This is a genomic window from Nocardia callitridis, assembly GCF_039543305.1.
Classification (GTDB): domain Bacteria; phylum Actinomycetota; class Actinomycetes; order Mycobacteriales; family Mycobacteriaceae; genus Nocardia; species Nocardia callitridis.
The window spans coordinates 25,230-39,904 of the sequence record NZ_BAABJM010000011.1; the positions used below are offsets into that span (position 1 = coordinate 25,230).

Genomic DNA, 14,675 nt, shown 5'->3' on the forward strand with positions numbered 1-14,675 from the left:
AGCCGCGCGCGCCGCGGGGCGCGGCAAGCGGGGTGAAGGTATTTCACTTTTGGGTCGAAGGCGAACGAAACCCGTCGTGCGCGCGTGTTCGGTGCCCTATCCTTTGCGTACTTGTGCTGCTGGGGAGGGGCTTTCACGCGTGAACGATTTGCTGGGCACGGAGACTGCCGCAGGATTTCGCGCAACCCGAGAGCTACTCGGGTTGCCGGTCCCGTGGTGCGCGCGCCTGTTCGAGGTGGCCGACCGCACGATCGAACGCTGGGAACGTGGTTCGTTCCAGATTCCGGTCACCGCGGCACGCCAGCTCTCCGATATCGCCGCCGAGACCGTGCAGGTGATCGAGGCGATGGTGCACGCCATCCACGCGGGCAATGTCTCACCCTGTCTGCACACCTACCGAACCAATGCCGATTATCACCGACACGAACCGGACACCCGATTTCCCGCGACCTGGCATCGCGCGGTGTGCGCCCGCATCATGACCGAATTGCCGCAGGTGGAACTGCAATTCATCGATTAGTTTTCGGTGCGCAGCAGTCCGGACACCAGCAGCAGCACCGAGTGCTGGACTCGCGCCCGTGCCTGCTCGACGTCCTCGGCGTGCGCGACGATGAGCGCGGCCTCGCTGACGACGCTGATCACCAACTGCGCCAGCACCGGTATCGAGGCATCGGCGATCATGCCCGCCGCGTGGGCCCGCTGGAGTTGGGTGGTGATCACGCCGAGTCCGTGGTCGGCCTCGAATTCGCGCCATGCCTGCCACCCCAGGACGGCGGGCGCGTCGGTGAGCGCGATCCGCAGCATGTCGGGGCGCTGACAGAGCTCAAGGAACACTCCGAGTCCGACGGTCATGCCCGCCATCACCTCCGTCTCGTCGACGGTGGCGATGGCGCGTTCGACCTCCTCGGTGGTCTCGACCTCCAGCTGTTCGAGCACGGCGAGAAACAGCCCGCGCTTGTCGCCGTAGTGATGATGCAACGCCCCTCGGGTGACTCCGGCCTCGCTGACCAATTCTTCCGCGGAGGTCGCGGCGAAGCCGCGCTCGGTGAACAGCTGGCGTCCAGCCTGTTCGAGCGCGGCCCGCGTGGACCTGGACCGGTCCTCCTGGCTACGGCGTGGCATGCAGCCGAGTGAACTCCAGGATCGATGTGGCGAGCAACTCGGGTTGGTCTTCGGGCAGAAAGGCGTAGGAGTCGTCGATGAGTCGCAGTGTCGCGTTGGGGAGGTCGGCGGCGAGCCGTTCGGCCAGCGACACGGGGAACAACTTGTCCTCGCGTGCCCACAGCACCAACACCGGCTGCTCTACCTCCCCGAAACGCGCTGCGGCGGCCAGGGTGTAGTCGCGTCGTGCGGTTTTCAGGAAGCGCCGCAGGTCTTTTCGGATCTCGCCCGAGCGGCGGCTCGGCAGGAGGTAGGAGTCGGCGATCTCCTTCGGCACCGCGCGCTTGGTAACCCAGCCGAAGACGAAGGGCAGCCGGTGCAGCGCGCGCAGGCGTAGGGCCGCGGTGAGCGGGCGCAGGGAGCCGGGGACCCTGGCCAGCAGGGTGAGTCCGGTGAACGGCTGCGGGAGGAATCGCTCGTAGCTGTCCACCGAGGCGAGCACCACGCGCCCGACCCTGGAGCGGTCGCGGCTGAGCAGCACCTGGGTGAGCGCGCCGCCGGTGTCGTTGGCGACGAGGGTGACGTCGGTGAGATCGAGGCCCGCCAGGAAGGCCGAGAGCAGGTCGGCGACGCCGGTGGGGGTGAGATCAGCTGCGGGAACCGGGATTTCGTGCGATCCCAACGGTAGGTCCGGGGTAATGCAGCGGTAACCGGCTGCCGCTACGGCGGGCACCGTCTTGCGCCACAGGTCGGCATTGACCAGCAGGCCGTGGATGAACACAACCGGCGGGCCGTCACCGGTCTCGTGGTAGCGGATACGTCCGCCGGGCAGGTCGATCTCGTGACTGCGGCCGAGCGCGGTGCTGTGTGCCATGTTCGCCTCCGGTTGATTCGATTCACTTACATACATACCGTATGTATGTGAGACACGATTCGCCTCCTACCACGGGTGGATATTTACCCCCACGATATGGACGACTGACCAAATCGTGGTTACGTTGCGTCCACCGAGCACCGATATTCGGCCGAGCACGACGAGAAGCTGAGCACGACGAGAACTGGAGCACAGATGACGGTCTCCGACCCCACCCCGCCCGCGCCGCGACCACCGGCGGGCGAGCTCGGACTCGGCGAACTCGCGGCCGCCATCGCACGCGGTGAGACCAGCTCGACAGCGGTGGTCGGCGAAACCCTCGACCGCATCGATGCCACGCAACCGAGCCTCAACGCCTTCCGCATCGTGCGCCGCGAACGCGCGCTCGCCGAGGCGGCCGAAGCCGACCGACGCGTGGCCGCCGGCGAACGCCTCCCCCTACTCGGCGTCCCGATCGCGGTCAAGGACGACACCGACATCAGCGGCGAGCCAACGGCATTCGGCTGCGGCGGCGAATTCACCGCGAAAACCGCAGACGGCGAACCGGTCCGCCGCCTGCGTGCCGCCGGTGCGGTGATCGTCGGCAAAACCAACACCTGCGAACTCGGGCAGTACCCCTTCACCAGCGCCGAATGGTTCGGCCACACCCGCAACCCGTGGAACGGCGAGCACACCCCAGGTGGCTCCTCCGGCGGCTCGGCCGCCGCCGTCGCCGCCGGATTGCTCTGCGCCGCACTCGGTTCCGACGGCGCCGGTTCGGTCCGCATTCCCGCCGCGTGGACCAACCTGGTCGGCATCAAGCCGCAACGCGGCCGCATCTCCACCTGGCCCGAGGCCGAATCGTTCCACGGCCTCACCGTCAACGGGCCGCTGGCACGCACCGTCGCCGACGCGGCCTTGCTGCTGGACACCGCAGCGGGACCACACGAGGGCGACCTACACACCCCCACGACACTGTCGGTCTCCGACGCCGTCGGTCGTGACCCGGGCCGTCTGCGGATCGCACTGTCTGTGCGCGCGCCATTCACCACCCAGCGCACGCCACTGGATCCCGAGGTCGAGGCGGGTGTGCACCGCATCGCCGCCACGCTGCGCGCACTCGGCCACGAGGTAACCGTCGCAGACCTGCACTACGGCATCATGATGGGCGCGTCGTTCATGCCGCGCTCGATGGCGGGCATCCGGGCGAGATACCGCGACATGCCCGGCGCGCGCGTCGAACAACGCACCGTAGGACACCTACGCTCCGGACTCGCGCTCAGCGGCCCCGCCCTCTTCGCCGCTCGCAAACTGGAACCCTTGCTGCACAAGCGCATCGGCCGCTTCTTCGACAACTACGACCTGGTCCTCGCCCCCACCACCGCGACCCCACCACCCCGCGCCGACGCGATCGACAACATCGGCTTCTTCGCCACCGAACACCTCGTCACCGCCGCCTGCCCCTTCGCGTGGCCGTGGAACGTCCTCGGCTGGCCCAGCGTGAACGTCCCCGCCGGGTTCACCGACGACGGCCTGCCGGTGGGTGCGCAACTAATGGGCACCGCGAGTACCGAGCCGACACTGGTTTCCGTTGCGGCGCAGCTGGAATCGGAATTACACTGGGAACGGCAGCGGCCTGAGCCGTGGTGGTGACGCTCACAGCGGCGCTCCCGACCACCATGCGCGCAATTCCTGGCCGGAACGTCCGAGCGCCGTTAGCCGGCAGAAATTTCTAGTAGAACTGCCGAATTCGACAGACAGTGCGCCACGGTCTGCCGGTAGATGCGCAACCAATGAGCACCGCGAGTACCGAGCCGACACTGGTTTCCGTTGCGGCACAGCTGGAATCGGAATTGCACTGGGAGCGAACCCGGCCTGAACCGTGGTGGTGACGGTCCAGAGCGGTGGGTCGGACCGCCCGTGGTCGCGCAGGTAACCGACCGCCCGCCCCCAGCACAGGAACCGGAACTACGGCCGCGGCAACGACACCGAGCGCGGCCTCCGCCACAATCCAGACGCGACGACGGCTTTTCGGCCGTTCGGCTCGCGGAGTTTCCAGGTCCGACCGCCCCGATGCGCTCGTCATGGCCGCACCCGCGCGCGCCCCGCACGGAGCGGAAACGCGGTCCGGGTCCTCGGCCACGGCCACGGCCGTCACGATCACGCCGTCGAGCGCTTGGAGTAGCGCAGTCGGACGCGGCGGCGGGGCCCTCGATGCGTGCCCGGATCACCTCCGACACCGTCGAGCGGGAATGGCTTTGTGCCGGTGAACATCTCGTCGAGCATGCAGCCGAGTGCGTGGACATCGGCACGATGATCGGTCGGTGCGGCCCGCAGCCGGTGCGTGCGGCGACTAGAACCCGAGCTTGCCCAGCTGCTTGGGATCGCGCTGCCAGTCCTTGGCCACCTTCACATGCAGGTTCAGGTAGATGCGGGTGCCGAGGATGTGTTCGATTTGCTTGCGGGCATTGGTCCCTACCTCTTTCAGGCGGGCGCCGCCTTTGCCGATGATGATGGCCTTCTGGCTGGGGCGTTCGACGTAGAGCAGTGCGTGCACGTCGAGCATGTCCTCGCGTTCCTCGTACGGCTGGATCTCCTCGATCACCACGGCCAACGAGTGTGGGAGTTCGTCGCGCACGCCCTCCAGCGCGGCCTCGCGGATCAGCTCGGCCATCAGGGTTTCCTCGGGCTCGTCGCTGAGTTCGCCGTCGGGGTAGAACGCGGGCCCTTCGGGCATCTTCGAGGCGATGACGTCGACGAGTACCTCGACCTGCTCCCCCTTCACCGCGGACACCGGCACCACATCGGTCTCGGGTCCGAGCAGTTGCGATACCGCGAGCAGCTGCACCGCGATCTGATCTCGGCTGACCTTGTCGGTCTTGGTGACCACGCCGAGCAGCGTGGTCTTCGGTGCCATTTGCTTGATCTGCTGCACGATCCAGCGGTCGCCCGGCCCGACCTTCTCGTCGGCGGGGATGCACAAGGCGATCACATCGACTTCGGAATAGGTATCGCGCACAAGATCATTGAGGCGTTGGCCGAGCAGGGTGCGCGGACGGTGCAAGCCGGGTGTGTCGACGAGGATGAGCTGCGCGTGCTCGCGGTGCACGATGCCGCGGATGGTGTGGCGGGTGGTCTGCGGACGCGAGGAGGTGATCGCGATCTTCGCCCCGACCAGCGCATTGGTGAGCGTCGACTTGCCGGTGTTCGGGCGGCCGACGAAACAGATGAAACCGGAACGGAATTCGGCGGACGCGTCCGCCTCGACACGATCAGCCACCGTGCACCCGATCGGCGGAGCTCGGCTCGACGCCCGCGTCATCGATGATGTCGAAGACCGTGCCGTCGGTATCGGTGAAGATGACCCTCGCCTGTGCGGTGACCTCACGCACAGCCGCGATCCCGACGTCGGAGAACTTTCCGCACACCACCACGGCCGCCTCGAATCCCTCGGCGCCACTGGAGATCGCCGCCGCGACGGCGGCTTGCAGTGCGGTCAGGCGCAGCGCGGTCAAGCGCACCTCACCGGCCGCGTAGGTACGGCCGTCGGTGTCGCGAATCGCCGCACCACAGCTGCCGTCGGTACGTCCCAGCGCACCACGCGCCAGCACCACCAGCTTGGCGTCCTCGGCGTCCAGTTCGGTCATACCGTGTCTCCGTCCTCGAGTCGATCGGCCGAAACCTCGCGCTCCGGTCCGTTGCCCTTGCGCTTGCCATTGGTCTTGTCGCCGTGCGGTTTCGCCTCGCCGGAGGATGTTTCGGCCGCGTCGGTTTCGGTCGGCGCATCGGTCTTCTTGGCCTTGCGCACCACCACGGTATGCACCCGCACCCGACCTCGGGTATCCGCGCCACCCTCGCCGCGCAGCACCAACCCGTGCACGGTGACCTTCGACCCCGGCAACGGCACCCTGCCGAGCTCGTGGGCGAGCAAACCGCCCACGGTGTCGACATCCTCTTCCTCGATCTCCAGGCCGTACAGCTCGCCGAGATCCTCCACCGACAGGCGTGCCGACACGCGGTACCTCTCCTCGCCGAGGTCTTCGATCGGCGGGGTCTCGCCCGCGTCGTACTCGTCGGCGATCTCGCCGACGATCTCCTCCAAGATGTCCTCGATGGTGACCAGACCCGCGATGCCGCCGTACTCGTCCACCAGCAGCGCCATGTGATTGCGGCGGCGCTGCATATCGTCGAGCAGGCTGTCGAGCGGCTTGGAGTCCGGCAGGAACACCGCGGTGCGCATCACCTCGCGCACCCGCACCTTGCGGCTGCGATCGGCATACGGCACAAGGTCTTTCAGATAGACGACGCCGAGAATGTCGTCGACGTTCTCCCCCACCACCGGAATCCGCGAATGGCCGGAGCGCACCGCGAGCGACATCGCCTGCGCCGCGGTCTTGTCCGCCTCGATCCACACCATCTCGGTGCGCGGCACCATCACCGCACGCGCCGCGGTATCGCCGAGTTCGAACACCGACTGGATCATCCGCCGCTCGTCGTCGGCCACCACACCGCGCGCGCCGGCCATCTCGACCACCTCGCGCAGCTCGATCTCGGAAGCGAACGGGCCGTTGCGAAAACCACGACCGGGAGTGATCGCGTTACCGAGCAGGATCAATAGTCTGCTCAACGGTCCGAGCAACGCGCCGATGAGCTGCAACGGCAGCGACGCCGACAGCGCGATCGAATACGCGTGCTGGCGGCCGAGGGTGCGCGGACCGACCCCCACCACCACATACGACACCAGCACCATCACCACGGCGGTGACCAGCAACGCCCAATTCTCGCCCCACAGGTCGATGAGACCCGCCACGAGAAACACCGTCGCGCCGATTTCGCACAGAATGCGAAGCAGCACCATGAGATTCACGTACCTGGCGCGGTCGGCGACGATCCGGTTCAAGCGCACCGCACCCGATCGGTCGGCGCGTACCATGTCCTCGACCCTGGCCGGGGAGATCGTGTTCAGCGCGGAATCGACACCGGCGAACACACCACCCACCGGGACCAACAGCACCGCGAGCAGGATCAGCGTCAGCGAATTCACGCGAGCGTGTCACCCGGTGCGGTGAAGCCCGCCTTTCCGAGCAGCCTGGCGTCGCGGGCGGCGAGTTCGGCGCGTCGCCGCGCCTCGCGCAAGCTCTCGTACCACTCTTCGAGCAGCGACGCCTGCAGCGTGAACATTTCCTTCTCCTCTTCCGGCTCGGCATGGTCGTAGCCGAGCAGATGCAGCACACCGTGCACGGTGAGCAGCGCCAGTTCGTGATCGAGCGAATGGTCGGCCTTGCGGGCCTGGCCCGCGGCGAATTCGGGGCACAACACGATGTCGCCGAGCATCGAGGGACCCGGTTCCGGACTGTCGGGGCGACCGCCCGGCTCCAACTCGTCCATCGGGAAGGACATCACATCGGTCGGGCCGGGCAGTTCCATCCACCGCATATGCAGGTCGGCCATGGTGTCGAGGTCGACGAGCACCATCGACAATTCGGCGGCCGGATGCACGTCCAGCCGGCCGATTACGAAGCGCGCGACACTGACCAGGTCCTCTTCCGGTACGTCGATACCCGATTCGTTGGCGATCTCGATGCTCACCTGGTCAGCCTATGTCACGGTGACGAACGCGATCGCGGAGCCCGCACGCCTGTCTTTTCGGCGAGCTCCCCCGTCACGTCGCGCTCAGCGTCGGTCGGACTTGCTCGCGGCGCGCCGCTGTGCCCGGTTGCCCGGATAGTGCGGCCCCACCTGCGAGCGCGGCTCGGATTCGAAGCGGTCGTAGGCATCGACGATGTCGGAGACCAACCGGTGTCGAACCACATCACTGCTGCTCAGGTAGGCGAAGTGGATGTCATCGATACCGGGGAGGATCTCGGTGGCCGCGCGCAGACCCGAACGCGCGCCGTTCGGCAGGTCGACCTGGGTGACGTCACCGGTCACCACGATCTTCGAACCGAAACCGAGCCTCGTCAGGAACATCTTCATCTGCTCGGCCGTGGTGTTCTGCGCCTCGTCCAGGATGATGAACGAGTCGTTGAGCGTGCGACCGCGCATATAGGCCAGCGGCGCGACCTCGATGACACCCGCCGACATGAGCTTCGGAATGGACTCGGGGTCCATCATGTCGTGCAGTGCGTCGTAGAGCGGACGCAGATACGGGTCGATCTTCTCGTTGAGCGTGCCGGGCAGGAAGCCGAGCCGCTCCCCCGCCTCGACGGCGGGCCTGGTGAGGATGATCCGGTTGACCTGCTTGGTCTGCAAAGCCTGCACGGCCTTGGCCATCGCGAGATAGGTCTTGCCGGTACCCGCGGGACCGATGCCGAACACGATGGTGTTGGTGTCGATCGCGTCCACGTAGCGCTTCTGGTTCAGCGTCTTGGGCCGGATCGTCTTGCCGCGGCGCGACAGGATGTCCAGGCTCAGCACCTCGGCAGGAGATTCGCTGGAGCCCTCGGTAAGCATCGACACCGTGTGCCGCACCGTTTCGGGGGTGATCGCCCGATTGCGGCCGGTGAGCGCCACCAACTGCTCGATCACCCGCTCGGCCATCGCGACCTCGGCGGGTTTGCCGGTCAGGGTGATGACATTGCCGCGAACGTGAACGTCGGCATCCAACAGACCCTCGAGTTCACGCAGGTTCTGGTCGGAAGAGCCGAGGAAGCCGAACACCGATTCCGGAGCTAGCTCGATGCCGGAGCGCACCGTGCGCGCCGCAGGGCTTTCGATGTCGAGGGGAGCCGTCGTGGTCGGGTCGCCGATATCGCCTTGCGCTGTCAAGAGTGGGTGCCTCGTGTTCGCAAAAGTAGCCAGCCCTGCTTTCGGTCTCGGGAATTTCCTCCAACTTTACCGCGCCCCACCGACACCGCCCAGTGGATATCTTTTCAGGTCGTCGCGGCGAGATTCAGGTGGCGCGACTTCTGGTGAAGTCGCGGAAGTGGCGGACCGCGTCGGCGGGCGTCGCGGCCGCGGCCCAGATCAGACCCACCGAGCGAGCGGCACCGGCGTCGGCGAGCTGGACGATCACCGGGCCCGTGAGCGACGAACCGGAGGGGAGGTCCTCGCGAGGCAGGACCGCGACGCCGAGCCCGGCCGCCACCATTCCGGCCACGGTGATCAGATCACTGGATTCGAAGACGACGCGCGGCCGGATATCCGCCGCCGCGCAGAGCTCGTCGAAGATCCTGCGCATACCGAAACCCCGGTGCATAACGATGAATTCAGCGTCGGCGACCTCCTGTAGGCGTACTTGTCGGCGCCCGGCGAGCCGATGCTCGGCGGGTACAGCCAGTACCAAGGGTTGGCGCAGCAGGGTGTGCCAGCCGACCCCCGCCGCGGCCGGGCGCGGCGAGACGATGCCCACGTCGGCACGACCGTCGAGCACCCGCTCGGTGACCTCGGCCGCCGGGCCCTGCCACAGGGTGAAGGTAACGGCGCCGAAGCCGCGGCGGAACTCACCGATCATCCTCGGCACGATCGAAGCGCCGAAGGAATTCAGAAAGGCCAGGCGCACAGAACCTTTCGTCGGACTGGTCAGATCGATGACGGCTTGCCGCGCGGCATCGAGTTCGATCATCGCGCGTTTGGCGTGTTCGTAGTAGACCCGCCCCGCGGCATTGAGCACGATGCGCTTGCCGTGCCGGTCGAACAGCTCGGCACCGAGTCTGCGCTCCAACCGCGCGAGCATCCGCGACACCGTCGGTTGCGCGAGGTGCAACCGGTCGGCCGCGGCACCGACGCGCTCCAGTTCGGCGAGTGTCGTGAACCACTCCAGATCCTCTCCGAGCACCGCGCGACCTCCCTATATGCACCCAGAGCATGAAATAGACCTTCATTATGCATTTCCCTTTGATCGACCGGGCCGACCATCCTGATTCCAGGAGGTGCCATGACCACGACGATCACCGAGGCAGTCGAGAAGACCACACGCTCACCGCGTGAGCGCAGGATCATCGCGGCACTGTTCGCGGCGGGCCTCACCACCTTCGCCTCGATGTACAGCGCGCAAGCCCTGTTGCCGAGCCTGTCGGCCGCGTTCGGCGCCACCCCCGCGCACGCGGCGCTCGCCGTCTCGCTCACCACGGGACTGCTTGCGCTGGCGATCATTCCGGTGAGCGCGCTCTCCTCGCGGATCGGACGCACCAGGGTGATGATCGGTTCCGCCATCACCTGTGCGCTGATCGGCGTGCTGCTGCCGTTGAGCCCGAATCTGGAGGTGCTGCTGGCCGGGCGCGCGCTGCAAGGTGTGGCGCTGGCCGGAGTTCCCGCCGTGGCGATGGCGTATCTGGCGGAGGAAATCGAGAGCGTCAACCTCGGGTCGGCCATGGGAATCTACGTGGCGGGCAACACGATCGGCGGATTACTCGGGCGGATGATTCCCTCGTTCACCCTCACCTTCGCCTCGTGGCGCTGGGCCGACGCGGTGATCGCGATCGCGGCGGCGCTGTGCACCGTGTGGTTCGTGCGCGCACTGCCCGCCTCACGCGGGTTCGTCGCCCGCCCCTCCGGTGTGCGCACGGTGCTCGGCGATCTGTTCGCGCAGTTGCGAAATCCGCGACTGCTCGCCCTGTTCGGACTAGCGTTCGTGCTGATGGGCGGCTTCGTCTCGGTCTACAACTTCCTCGGCTACCGACTGATCGCGGCACCGTTCCACCTCCCCGACGCGCTCGCGGGCATGGTCTTCGTCCTGTACCTCTCCGGCACCGCGGCCTCGGCGGTCTCCGGCCGCCTGGTCGACCGCGTGGGCAGGCAACGCGTCCTCATCGCGTCGGTCGCCCTGATGGCCGTCGGACTCTTCGTCACCGTCGCCGACAACCTGGCCGCCATCATCTGCGGCATATTGATCTACACCGCAGGCTTTTTCGGCGCCCACACCACGGCGAGCACCTGGGTCGGCGCCATGGCGACCAACCGAGGCGCGGCATCCTCCCTGTACATGTTCGCCTACTACCTCGGCAGCTCCATCCTCGGCGCCACCGGCGGATTCGCCTACGCCCACACCGGCTGGCCCGGCCTCACCTACTTCGTCACCACCCTCCTAACCCTAGCCACAATCCTCATCACCACCCTCACCCTCAGCCCCCGCCGAACCAAGATCACCAGGACGTAACCAGACCAAGACGCCGCCCTGGTGCCCTCGTCTCGCCCGAGAGCCCCCCACACCGAGCGACGCAAGATCACCAGGACAATGAGCGTGACTTCCCCGGCGAACAGCACCGACAAGTCCTGGTGACCTTGACGGCACGCCCCGCCCGCCGTACCTGAGAATTCGAGGTCACCAGGAGATGGGCGTGATATCTGGGCGTGGGGGCGCTTGGATCTTTGGTGGGTTACCAGCGTGGGGTGAGGGCGCCGAGGGCGCCGAGGGCGACGGCCGCTGCGGTGGAGGTGCGTAGGACCGTTGGCCCCAGGAGGACAGGGGTGGCGCCCGCGTCGGTGAAGGTGGTGAGTTCGGTGTCGGCCAGGCCGCCTTCGGGGCCGATGATCAGGACGATCTCGGTGACGTCGGCGAAGGGGAGCTCGGTGAAACGGGCGGCGCCGGATTCGTGCAACGCGGCGACGATCGCGCCGCGCGCCTTCGCTTTTCGGATCGACGCCAAGACGTCCGCGGTGCGATGCAGGTCGGCGACCTCGGGGATGTAGGCGCGCCGGGATTGCCGGGCCGCCGAACGTGCCGCCGCCTGCCATTTGCCAACCCCCTTGGCGGCCTTACCTTCCCAGTTCGCCACGCAGCGCGCTGCCTGCCACGGGATGATCGCATCGGCACCGGCCTCGGTCATCAACTCGACGGCCAGTTCCGAACGGTCCGACTTGGGTAGCGCTTGCACCACCGTCGCCCTCGGCGCGACAGGCTCGGCCAGCGTGCGATCGAGCACCCTGAGTTCCAGTCGATCGCGTTGCGCCGCAATAACTTCCGAGTCGGCGAGCACGCCGTGTCCGTCCGAGAGTGTGATCGCCTCGCCGACCCGAGTGCGACGCACCGTCGCGGCGTGTTTGCCCTCGGGACCGTCGAGCACCGCGACGGCGCCAGGCTCGGGGATGTCGTCCAGGTAGAAGACCGTCGCGGCCATGGGCGATACTGCCGCCGCGCTCAGCGTCCGCTGAACGAGGCGCGCAGCCGAGCGAACAGTCCGCTGTTGTGCTCGGACTGCGCCGACATCACCTCGGCGTTTTCCCGATCGCGGGTGCCCTTGTATTTGCGCAACAACTCGGTCTGCTTGTGATCCAGCTTGGTCGGCACCACGATGTCGAGGTGGGCAAGCAGGTCGCCGCGCGTACCCGAACGCAACCGAGGCATACCGTGGCCGCGCAGCGTCGACACCTCGCCCGGCTGCGTGCCCGGCGGGATGGTCAGCTCGGTGGGGCCGTCGAGGATCGTGTCCACCACGACGGTGGTGCCGAGCGCGGCGTCCACCATCGGCACCCGAATCGTGCAGTGCAGATCGTCGCCGTCGCGCACGAACACATCGTGCGGCTGCTCGACGATCTCGACGTACAGATCGCCTGCATGGCCACCGCCGGGGCCGACCTCACCCTGCGCGGCGAGACGCACCCGCATGCCGTTGGCGACACCGGCGGGGATCGGGGCCGCGATCTCCCTGCGCGCACGCACCCGGCCGTCGCCGCCACACTTGTTGCACGGATCGGGGATGGTCTCCCCCGCACCACGGCAGGTCGGGCACGGACGAGAGGTCAGCACCTGACCGAGGAACGATCGCTGCACCGACTGCACTTCGCCTGCGCCACCACAGGTTTCGCAACGCACCGGCTTCGACTTGCCATTGGTGCCCGCGCCGTGGCAGTTGTCACACAACACCGCGGTGTCGACCGTCAGGTGCTTGGTGACGCCCACCGCGCACTCGGCGAGGCTGAGCCGGGTGCGTAGCAGCGAGTCCGAACCCGGCTGCACGCGTCCACGCGGCTTCCTCGCACCGCCGCCGGAGGAGTTCATCCCACCGAAGAAGGCTTCGAAGACATCGCCGAGGCCGCCGAATCCCGCACCGCTGAACCCGCCGCCGCCACCGCCACCGGACTCGAGCGGGTCGCCGCCCATATCGACGATGCGCCTGCGCTCCGGGTCCGACAGCACCTCGTAGGCCGCCGACACTTCCTTGAACCTGGCCTGCGCGGTCTCGTCCGGGTTGACGTCGGGGTGGAGTTCGCGCGCCAGCTTGCGGTATGCCCGCTTGATCTCCTGGTCGGACGCGTTCTTCGACACGCCGAGCAGTCCGTAGTAATCCCGTGCCACTTGAGTTCTCTAGTCCTTGGTCGTAATCGACAGTACCGACGGTGCGTTCCACCGTGTCCGACCGCGCGCTCACCGCGGCATTGGTCGAGAGAGCATTAGTCGGATGCGCTCAACTTTATCCGGCCGAAATTACGACCCTATCAGCGCATCGCGTATTCCCGATTCCACGAGCACCTTCGGCGAGCTTCAGCGATCACCCAGCACGTCCCCGATGTAGCGCGCCACCGCCGCGACGGAGGCGATCGTCCCCGGATAATCCATCCGGGTGGGACCGAGCACACCCATCCCGCCGAGCACCGCACCCGCCGACCCGTAACCGGTCGACACCACCGAGGTTCCGCGCATCTGCTCGACCTGGGTCTCCTCGCCGATCCGCACGGTGACCGTGCCGGGTTGTTGCGCGGCGGCCAGCAGTTTCAACACCACCACCTGCTCTTCCAGCGCCTCGAGCACCGCGCGCAGCGAGCCGGGCAGGTTGAAATCACCCGCGTTGCGGGTCAGGTTGGCGGTGCCGCCGAGCACCAGGCGTTCCTCCGGATGCTCCACCAACGTTTCCACCAGCACCGTCGAGACTCGGATCAGCACGTCACGCAGGCGCATCGGCGCACGGTCGGGCAGTTCGGCCACTGCCGCCGACGCCGTCGCCAGCCGTCGCCCGTCCATGGCGTTGCCGAGCATGCCGCGCAGCGCCGCGAGGTCGTCGTCTTCGAGCACGTCACCCAGATCGACCAGCCGCTGATCGACGCGACCCGAATCGGTGATCACGACAAGCAGCAGTCGTGCGGGGTTCAACGCGACCACCTCGATGTGGCGCACTACCGAGACCGAAGCCGTCGGGTACTGCACGACGGCGACCTGCCGGGTGAGTTGCGCGAGCAGTCGCACGCCGCGGCGCAGCACATCGTCGAGGTCGACACCGGATTCGAGGAATTCCATGATCGCGCGCCGCTCCGGCCCCGACAGCGGCTTCACCTCGGAGATGCGGTCGACGAATTGTCGATAGCCCTTGTCGGTGGGGATGCGCCCGGAACTGGTGTGCGGCTGGGTGATGTAGCCCTCGGCCTCCAACACCGCCATGTCATTACGCACCGTCGCGCTCGACACACCCAGATTGTGCCGATCGACCAGCGTTTTCGACCCGATCGGTTCCTGGGTGTGCACATAGTCCGCGACGATCGCGCGCAAGACCTCGAAGCGCCGATCATCGGTACTCGACATCGGGCCACCTCCTCGCTTCTCGTTCGTCACGTCGACTCATCCGCCCATCCAGTCTAAGTGCCTCCCCGCAAATCCCCCTCCCCAGCGGGACACCCGCGCCCTGCGGAACCCTGGGACGCGCGGCCCACACTCCATGACGCCTAGGGCACGTCTCCCAATAGTTTGAGCCATTCCACGGTAAGAGCCATGACGAATCCCGCACGGTAGGTCAGGGCGAGTTTGTCGTAGCGTGTGGCGACGCCACGCCAGTGTTTTGCCTTGTTGAAG

14 protein-coding genes are annotated in these 14,675 nt (G+C 67.1%); 3 read left to right on the forward strand and 11 right to left on the reverse strand.

Going from position 1 to position 14,675, the window contains the following annotated elements:
• Positions 1-139: 139 nt before the first annotated feature.
• Entirely contained in the window at positions 140-520 is a 381-nt protein-coding gene (locus ABEA50_RS30760) for a helix-turn-helix domain-containing protein (protein WP_345499991.1), read from the forward strand.
• Here ABEA50_RS30760 and ABEA50_RS30765 read toward each other — a convergent pair.
• Both ABEA50_RS30765 and ABEA50_RS30770 read right to left on the reverse strand, forming a co-directional pair.
• Entirely contained in the window at positions 517-1,122 is a 606-nt protein-coding gene (locus tag ABEA50_RS30765; RefSeq protein WP_345499992.1) for a TetR/AcrR family transcriptional regulator, read from the reverse strand. The two genes, ABEA50_RS30760 and ABEA50_RS30765, sit on opposite strands and share 4 nt — an antisense overlap.
• Positions 1,109-1,975 carry an alpha/beta fold hydrolase gene (locus tag ABEA50_RS30770; RefSeq protein ID WP_345499993.1) on the reverse strand — a complete coding sequence of 289 codons (867 nt, stop codon included), beginning with the start codon at positions 1,973-1,975 and terminating at the stop codon, positions 1,109-1,111. The genes ABEA50_RS30765 and ABEA50_RS30770 overlap by 14 nt, the downstream gene beginning before the upstream one ends.
• 195 nt (positions 1,976-2,170) lie before the next feature.
• Between ABEA50_RS30770 and ABEA50_RS30775 the strand changes: the two genes are divergently transcribed.
• On the forward strand, positions 2,171-3,607 hold the full coding sequence (locus ABEA50_RS30775; RefSeq protein ID WP_345499994.1) for an amidase: 1,437 nt from the start codon (positions 2,171-2,173) through the stop codon (positions 3,605-3,607).
• Positions 3,608-4,307: 700 nt separating this feature from the next.
• Here the strand turns inward: ABEA50_RS30775 and era are convergent.
• From era to ABEA50_RS30805, 6 genes are all read right to left on the reverse strand, one after another.
• Positions 4,308-5,234 (reverse strand): GTPase Era, encoded by a 927-nt coding sequence (era, locus tag ABEA50_RS30780; RefSeq protein ID WP_345499996.1) that lies wholly within the window; start codon positions 5,232-5,234, stop codon positions 4,308-4,310.
• A complete protein-coding gene (locus ABEA50_RS30785; RefSeq protein WP_345499997.1) occupies positions 5,227-5,601 on the reverse strand; it encodes a cytidine deaminase in 375 nt (124 codons plus the stop codon). Before ABEA50_RS30785 ends, era begins: the two co-directional genes overlap by 8 nt.
• The gene (locus ABEA50_RS30790; protein ID WP_345499998.1) at positions 5,598-6,998 is read right to left on the reverse strand and encodes a hemolysin family protein; all 1,401 of its coding nucleotides are present in this window, start codon (positions 6,996-6,998) and stop codon (positions 5,598-5,600) included. The genes ABEA50_RS30785 and ABEA50_RS30790 overlap by 4 nt, the downstream gene beginning before the upstream one ends.
• Entirely contained in the window at positions 6,995-7,543 is a 549-nt protein-coding gene (gene ybeY / locus ABEA50_RS30795) for an rRNA maturation RNase YbeY (RefSeq protein WP_345500000.1), read from the reverse strand. The genes ABEA50_RS30790 and ybeY overlap by 4 nt, the downstream gene beginning before the upstream one ends.
• An 84-nt stretch (positions 7,544-7,627) precedes the next feature.
• The gene (locus ABEA50_RS30800; RefSeq protein ID WP_425577756.1) at positions 7,628-8,704 is read right to left on the reverse strand and encodes a PhoH family protein; all 1,077 of its coding nucleotides are present in this window, start codon (positions 8,702-8,704) and stop codon (positions 7,628-7,630) included.
• 142 nt (positions 8,705-8,846) lie between these two features.
• Positions 8,847-9,731, reverse strand: a complete 885-nt coding sequence (locus ABEA50_RS30805; protein WP_345500002.1) for a LysR family transcriptional regulator — start codon at positions 9,729-9,731, stop codon at positions 8,847-8,849.
• A 99-nt stretch (positions 9,732-9,830) separates the two neighbouring features.
• Between ABEA50_RS30805 and ABEA50_RS30810 the strand changes: the two genes are divergently transcribed.
• Positions 9,831-11,051 carry an MFS transporter gene (locus tag ABEA50_RS30810; RefSeq protein WP_345500003.1) on the forward strand — a complete coding sequence of 407 codons (1,221 nt, stop codon included), beginning with the start codon at positions 9,831-9,833 and terminating at the stop codon, positions 11,049-11,051.
• A 220-nt stretch (positions 11,052-11,271) separates the two neighbouring features.
• On the opposite strand, the gene ABEA50_RS30815 is transcribed toward ABEA50_RS30810, so the two are convergent.
• The 3 genes from ABEA50_RS30815 to hrcA all read right to left on the reverse strand — a co-directional run bounded on the left by ABEA50_RS30815 (position 11,272) and on the right by hrcA (position 14,408).
• On the reverse strand, positions 11,272-12,012 hold the full coding sequence (locus tag ABEA50_RS30815) for a 16S rRNA (uracil(1498)-N(3))-methyltransferase (protein ID WP_345500004.1): 741 nt from the start codon (positions 12,010-12,012) through the stop codon (positions 11,272-11,274).
• 20 nt (positions 12,013-12,032) lie between these two features.
• Positions 12,033-13,190, reverse strand: a complete 1,158-nt coding sequence (gene dnaJ / locus ABEA50_RS30820) for a molecular chaperone DnaJ (protein WP_345500006.1) — start codon at positions 13,188-13,190, stop codon at positions 12,033-12,035.
• A gap of 186 nt (positions 13,191-13,376) precedes the next feature.
• Positions 13,377-14,408 carry a heat-inducible transcriptional repressor HrcA gene (gene hrcA / locus ABEA50_RS30825; protein ID WP_345500008.1) on the reverse strand — a complete coding sequence of 344 codons (1,032 nt, stop codon included), beginning with the start codon at positions 14,406-14,408 and terminating at the stop codon, positions 13,377-13,379.
• Between the last annotated feature and the right edge of the window lie 267 nt (positions 14,409-14,675).

Bases quoted from the DNA above. Each gene is read 5' to 3' on its own strand.
- ABEA50_RS30775 (WP_345499994.1), top strand. From the start codon at position 2,171: ATGACGGTCTCCGACCCCACCCCGCCCGCGCCGCGACCACCGGCGGGC.
- ABEA50_RS30770 (WP_345499993.1), bottom strand. From the start codon at position 1,975: ATGGCACACAGCACCGCGCTCGGCCGCAGTCACGAGATCGACCTGCCC.
- ABEA50_RS30765 (WP_345499992.1), bottom strand. From the start codon at position 1,122: ATGCCACGCCGTAGCCAGGAGGACCGGTCCAGGTCCACGCGGGCCGCG.
- ABEA50_RS30785 (WP_345499997.1), bottom strand. From the start codon at position 5,601: ATGACCGAACTGGACGCCGAGGACGCCAAGCTGGTGGTGCTGGCGCGT.
- hrcA (WP_345500008.1), bottom strand. From the start codon at position 14,408: ATGTCGAGTACCGATGATCGGCGCTTCGAGGTCTTGCGCGCGATCGTC.
- ABEA50_RS30815 (WP_345500004.1), bottom strand. From the start codon at position 12,012: ATGGCCGCGACGGTCTTCTACCTGGACGACATCCCCGAGCCTGGCGCC.
- ABEA50_RS30810 (WP_345500003.1), top strand. From the start codon at position 9,831: ATGACCACGACGATCACCGAGGCAGTCGAGAAGACCACACGCTCACCG.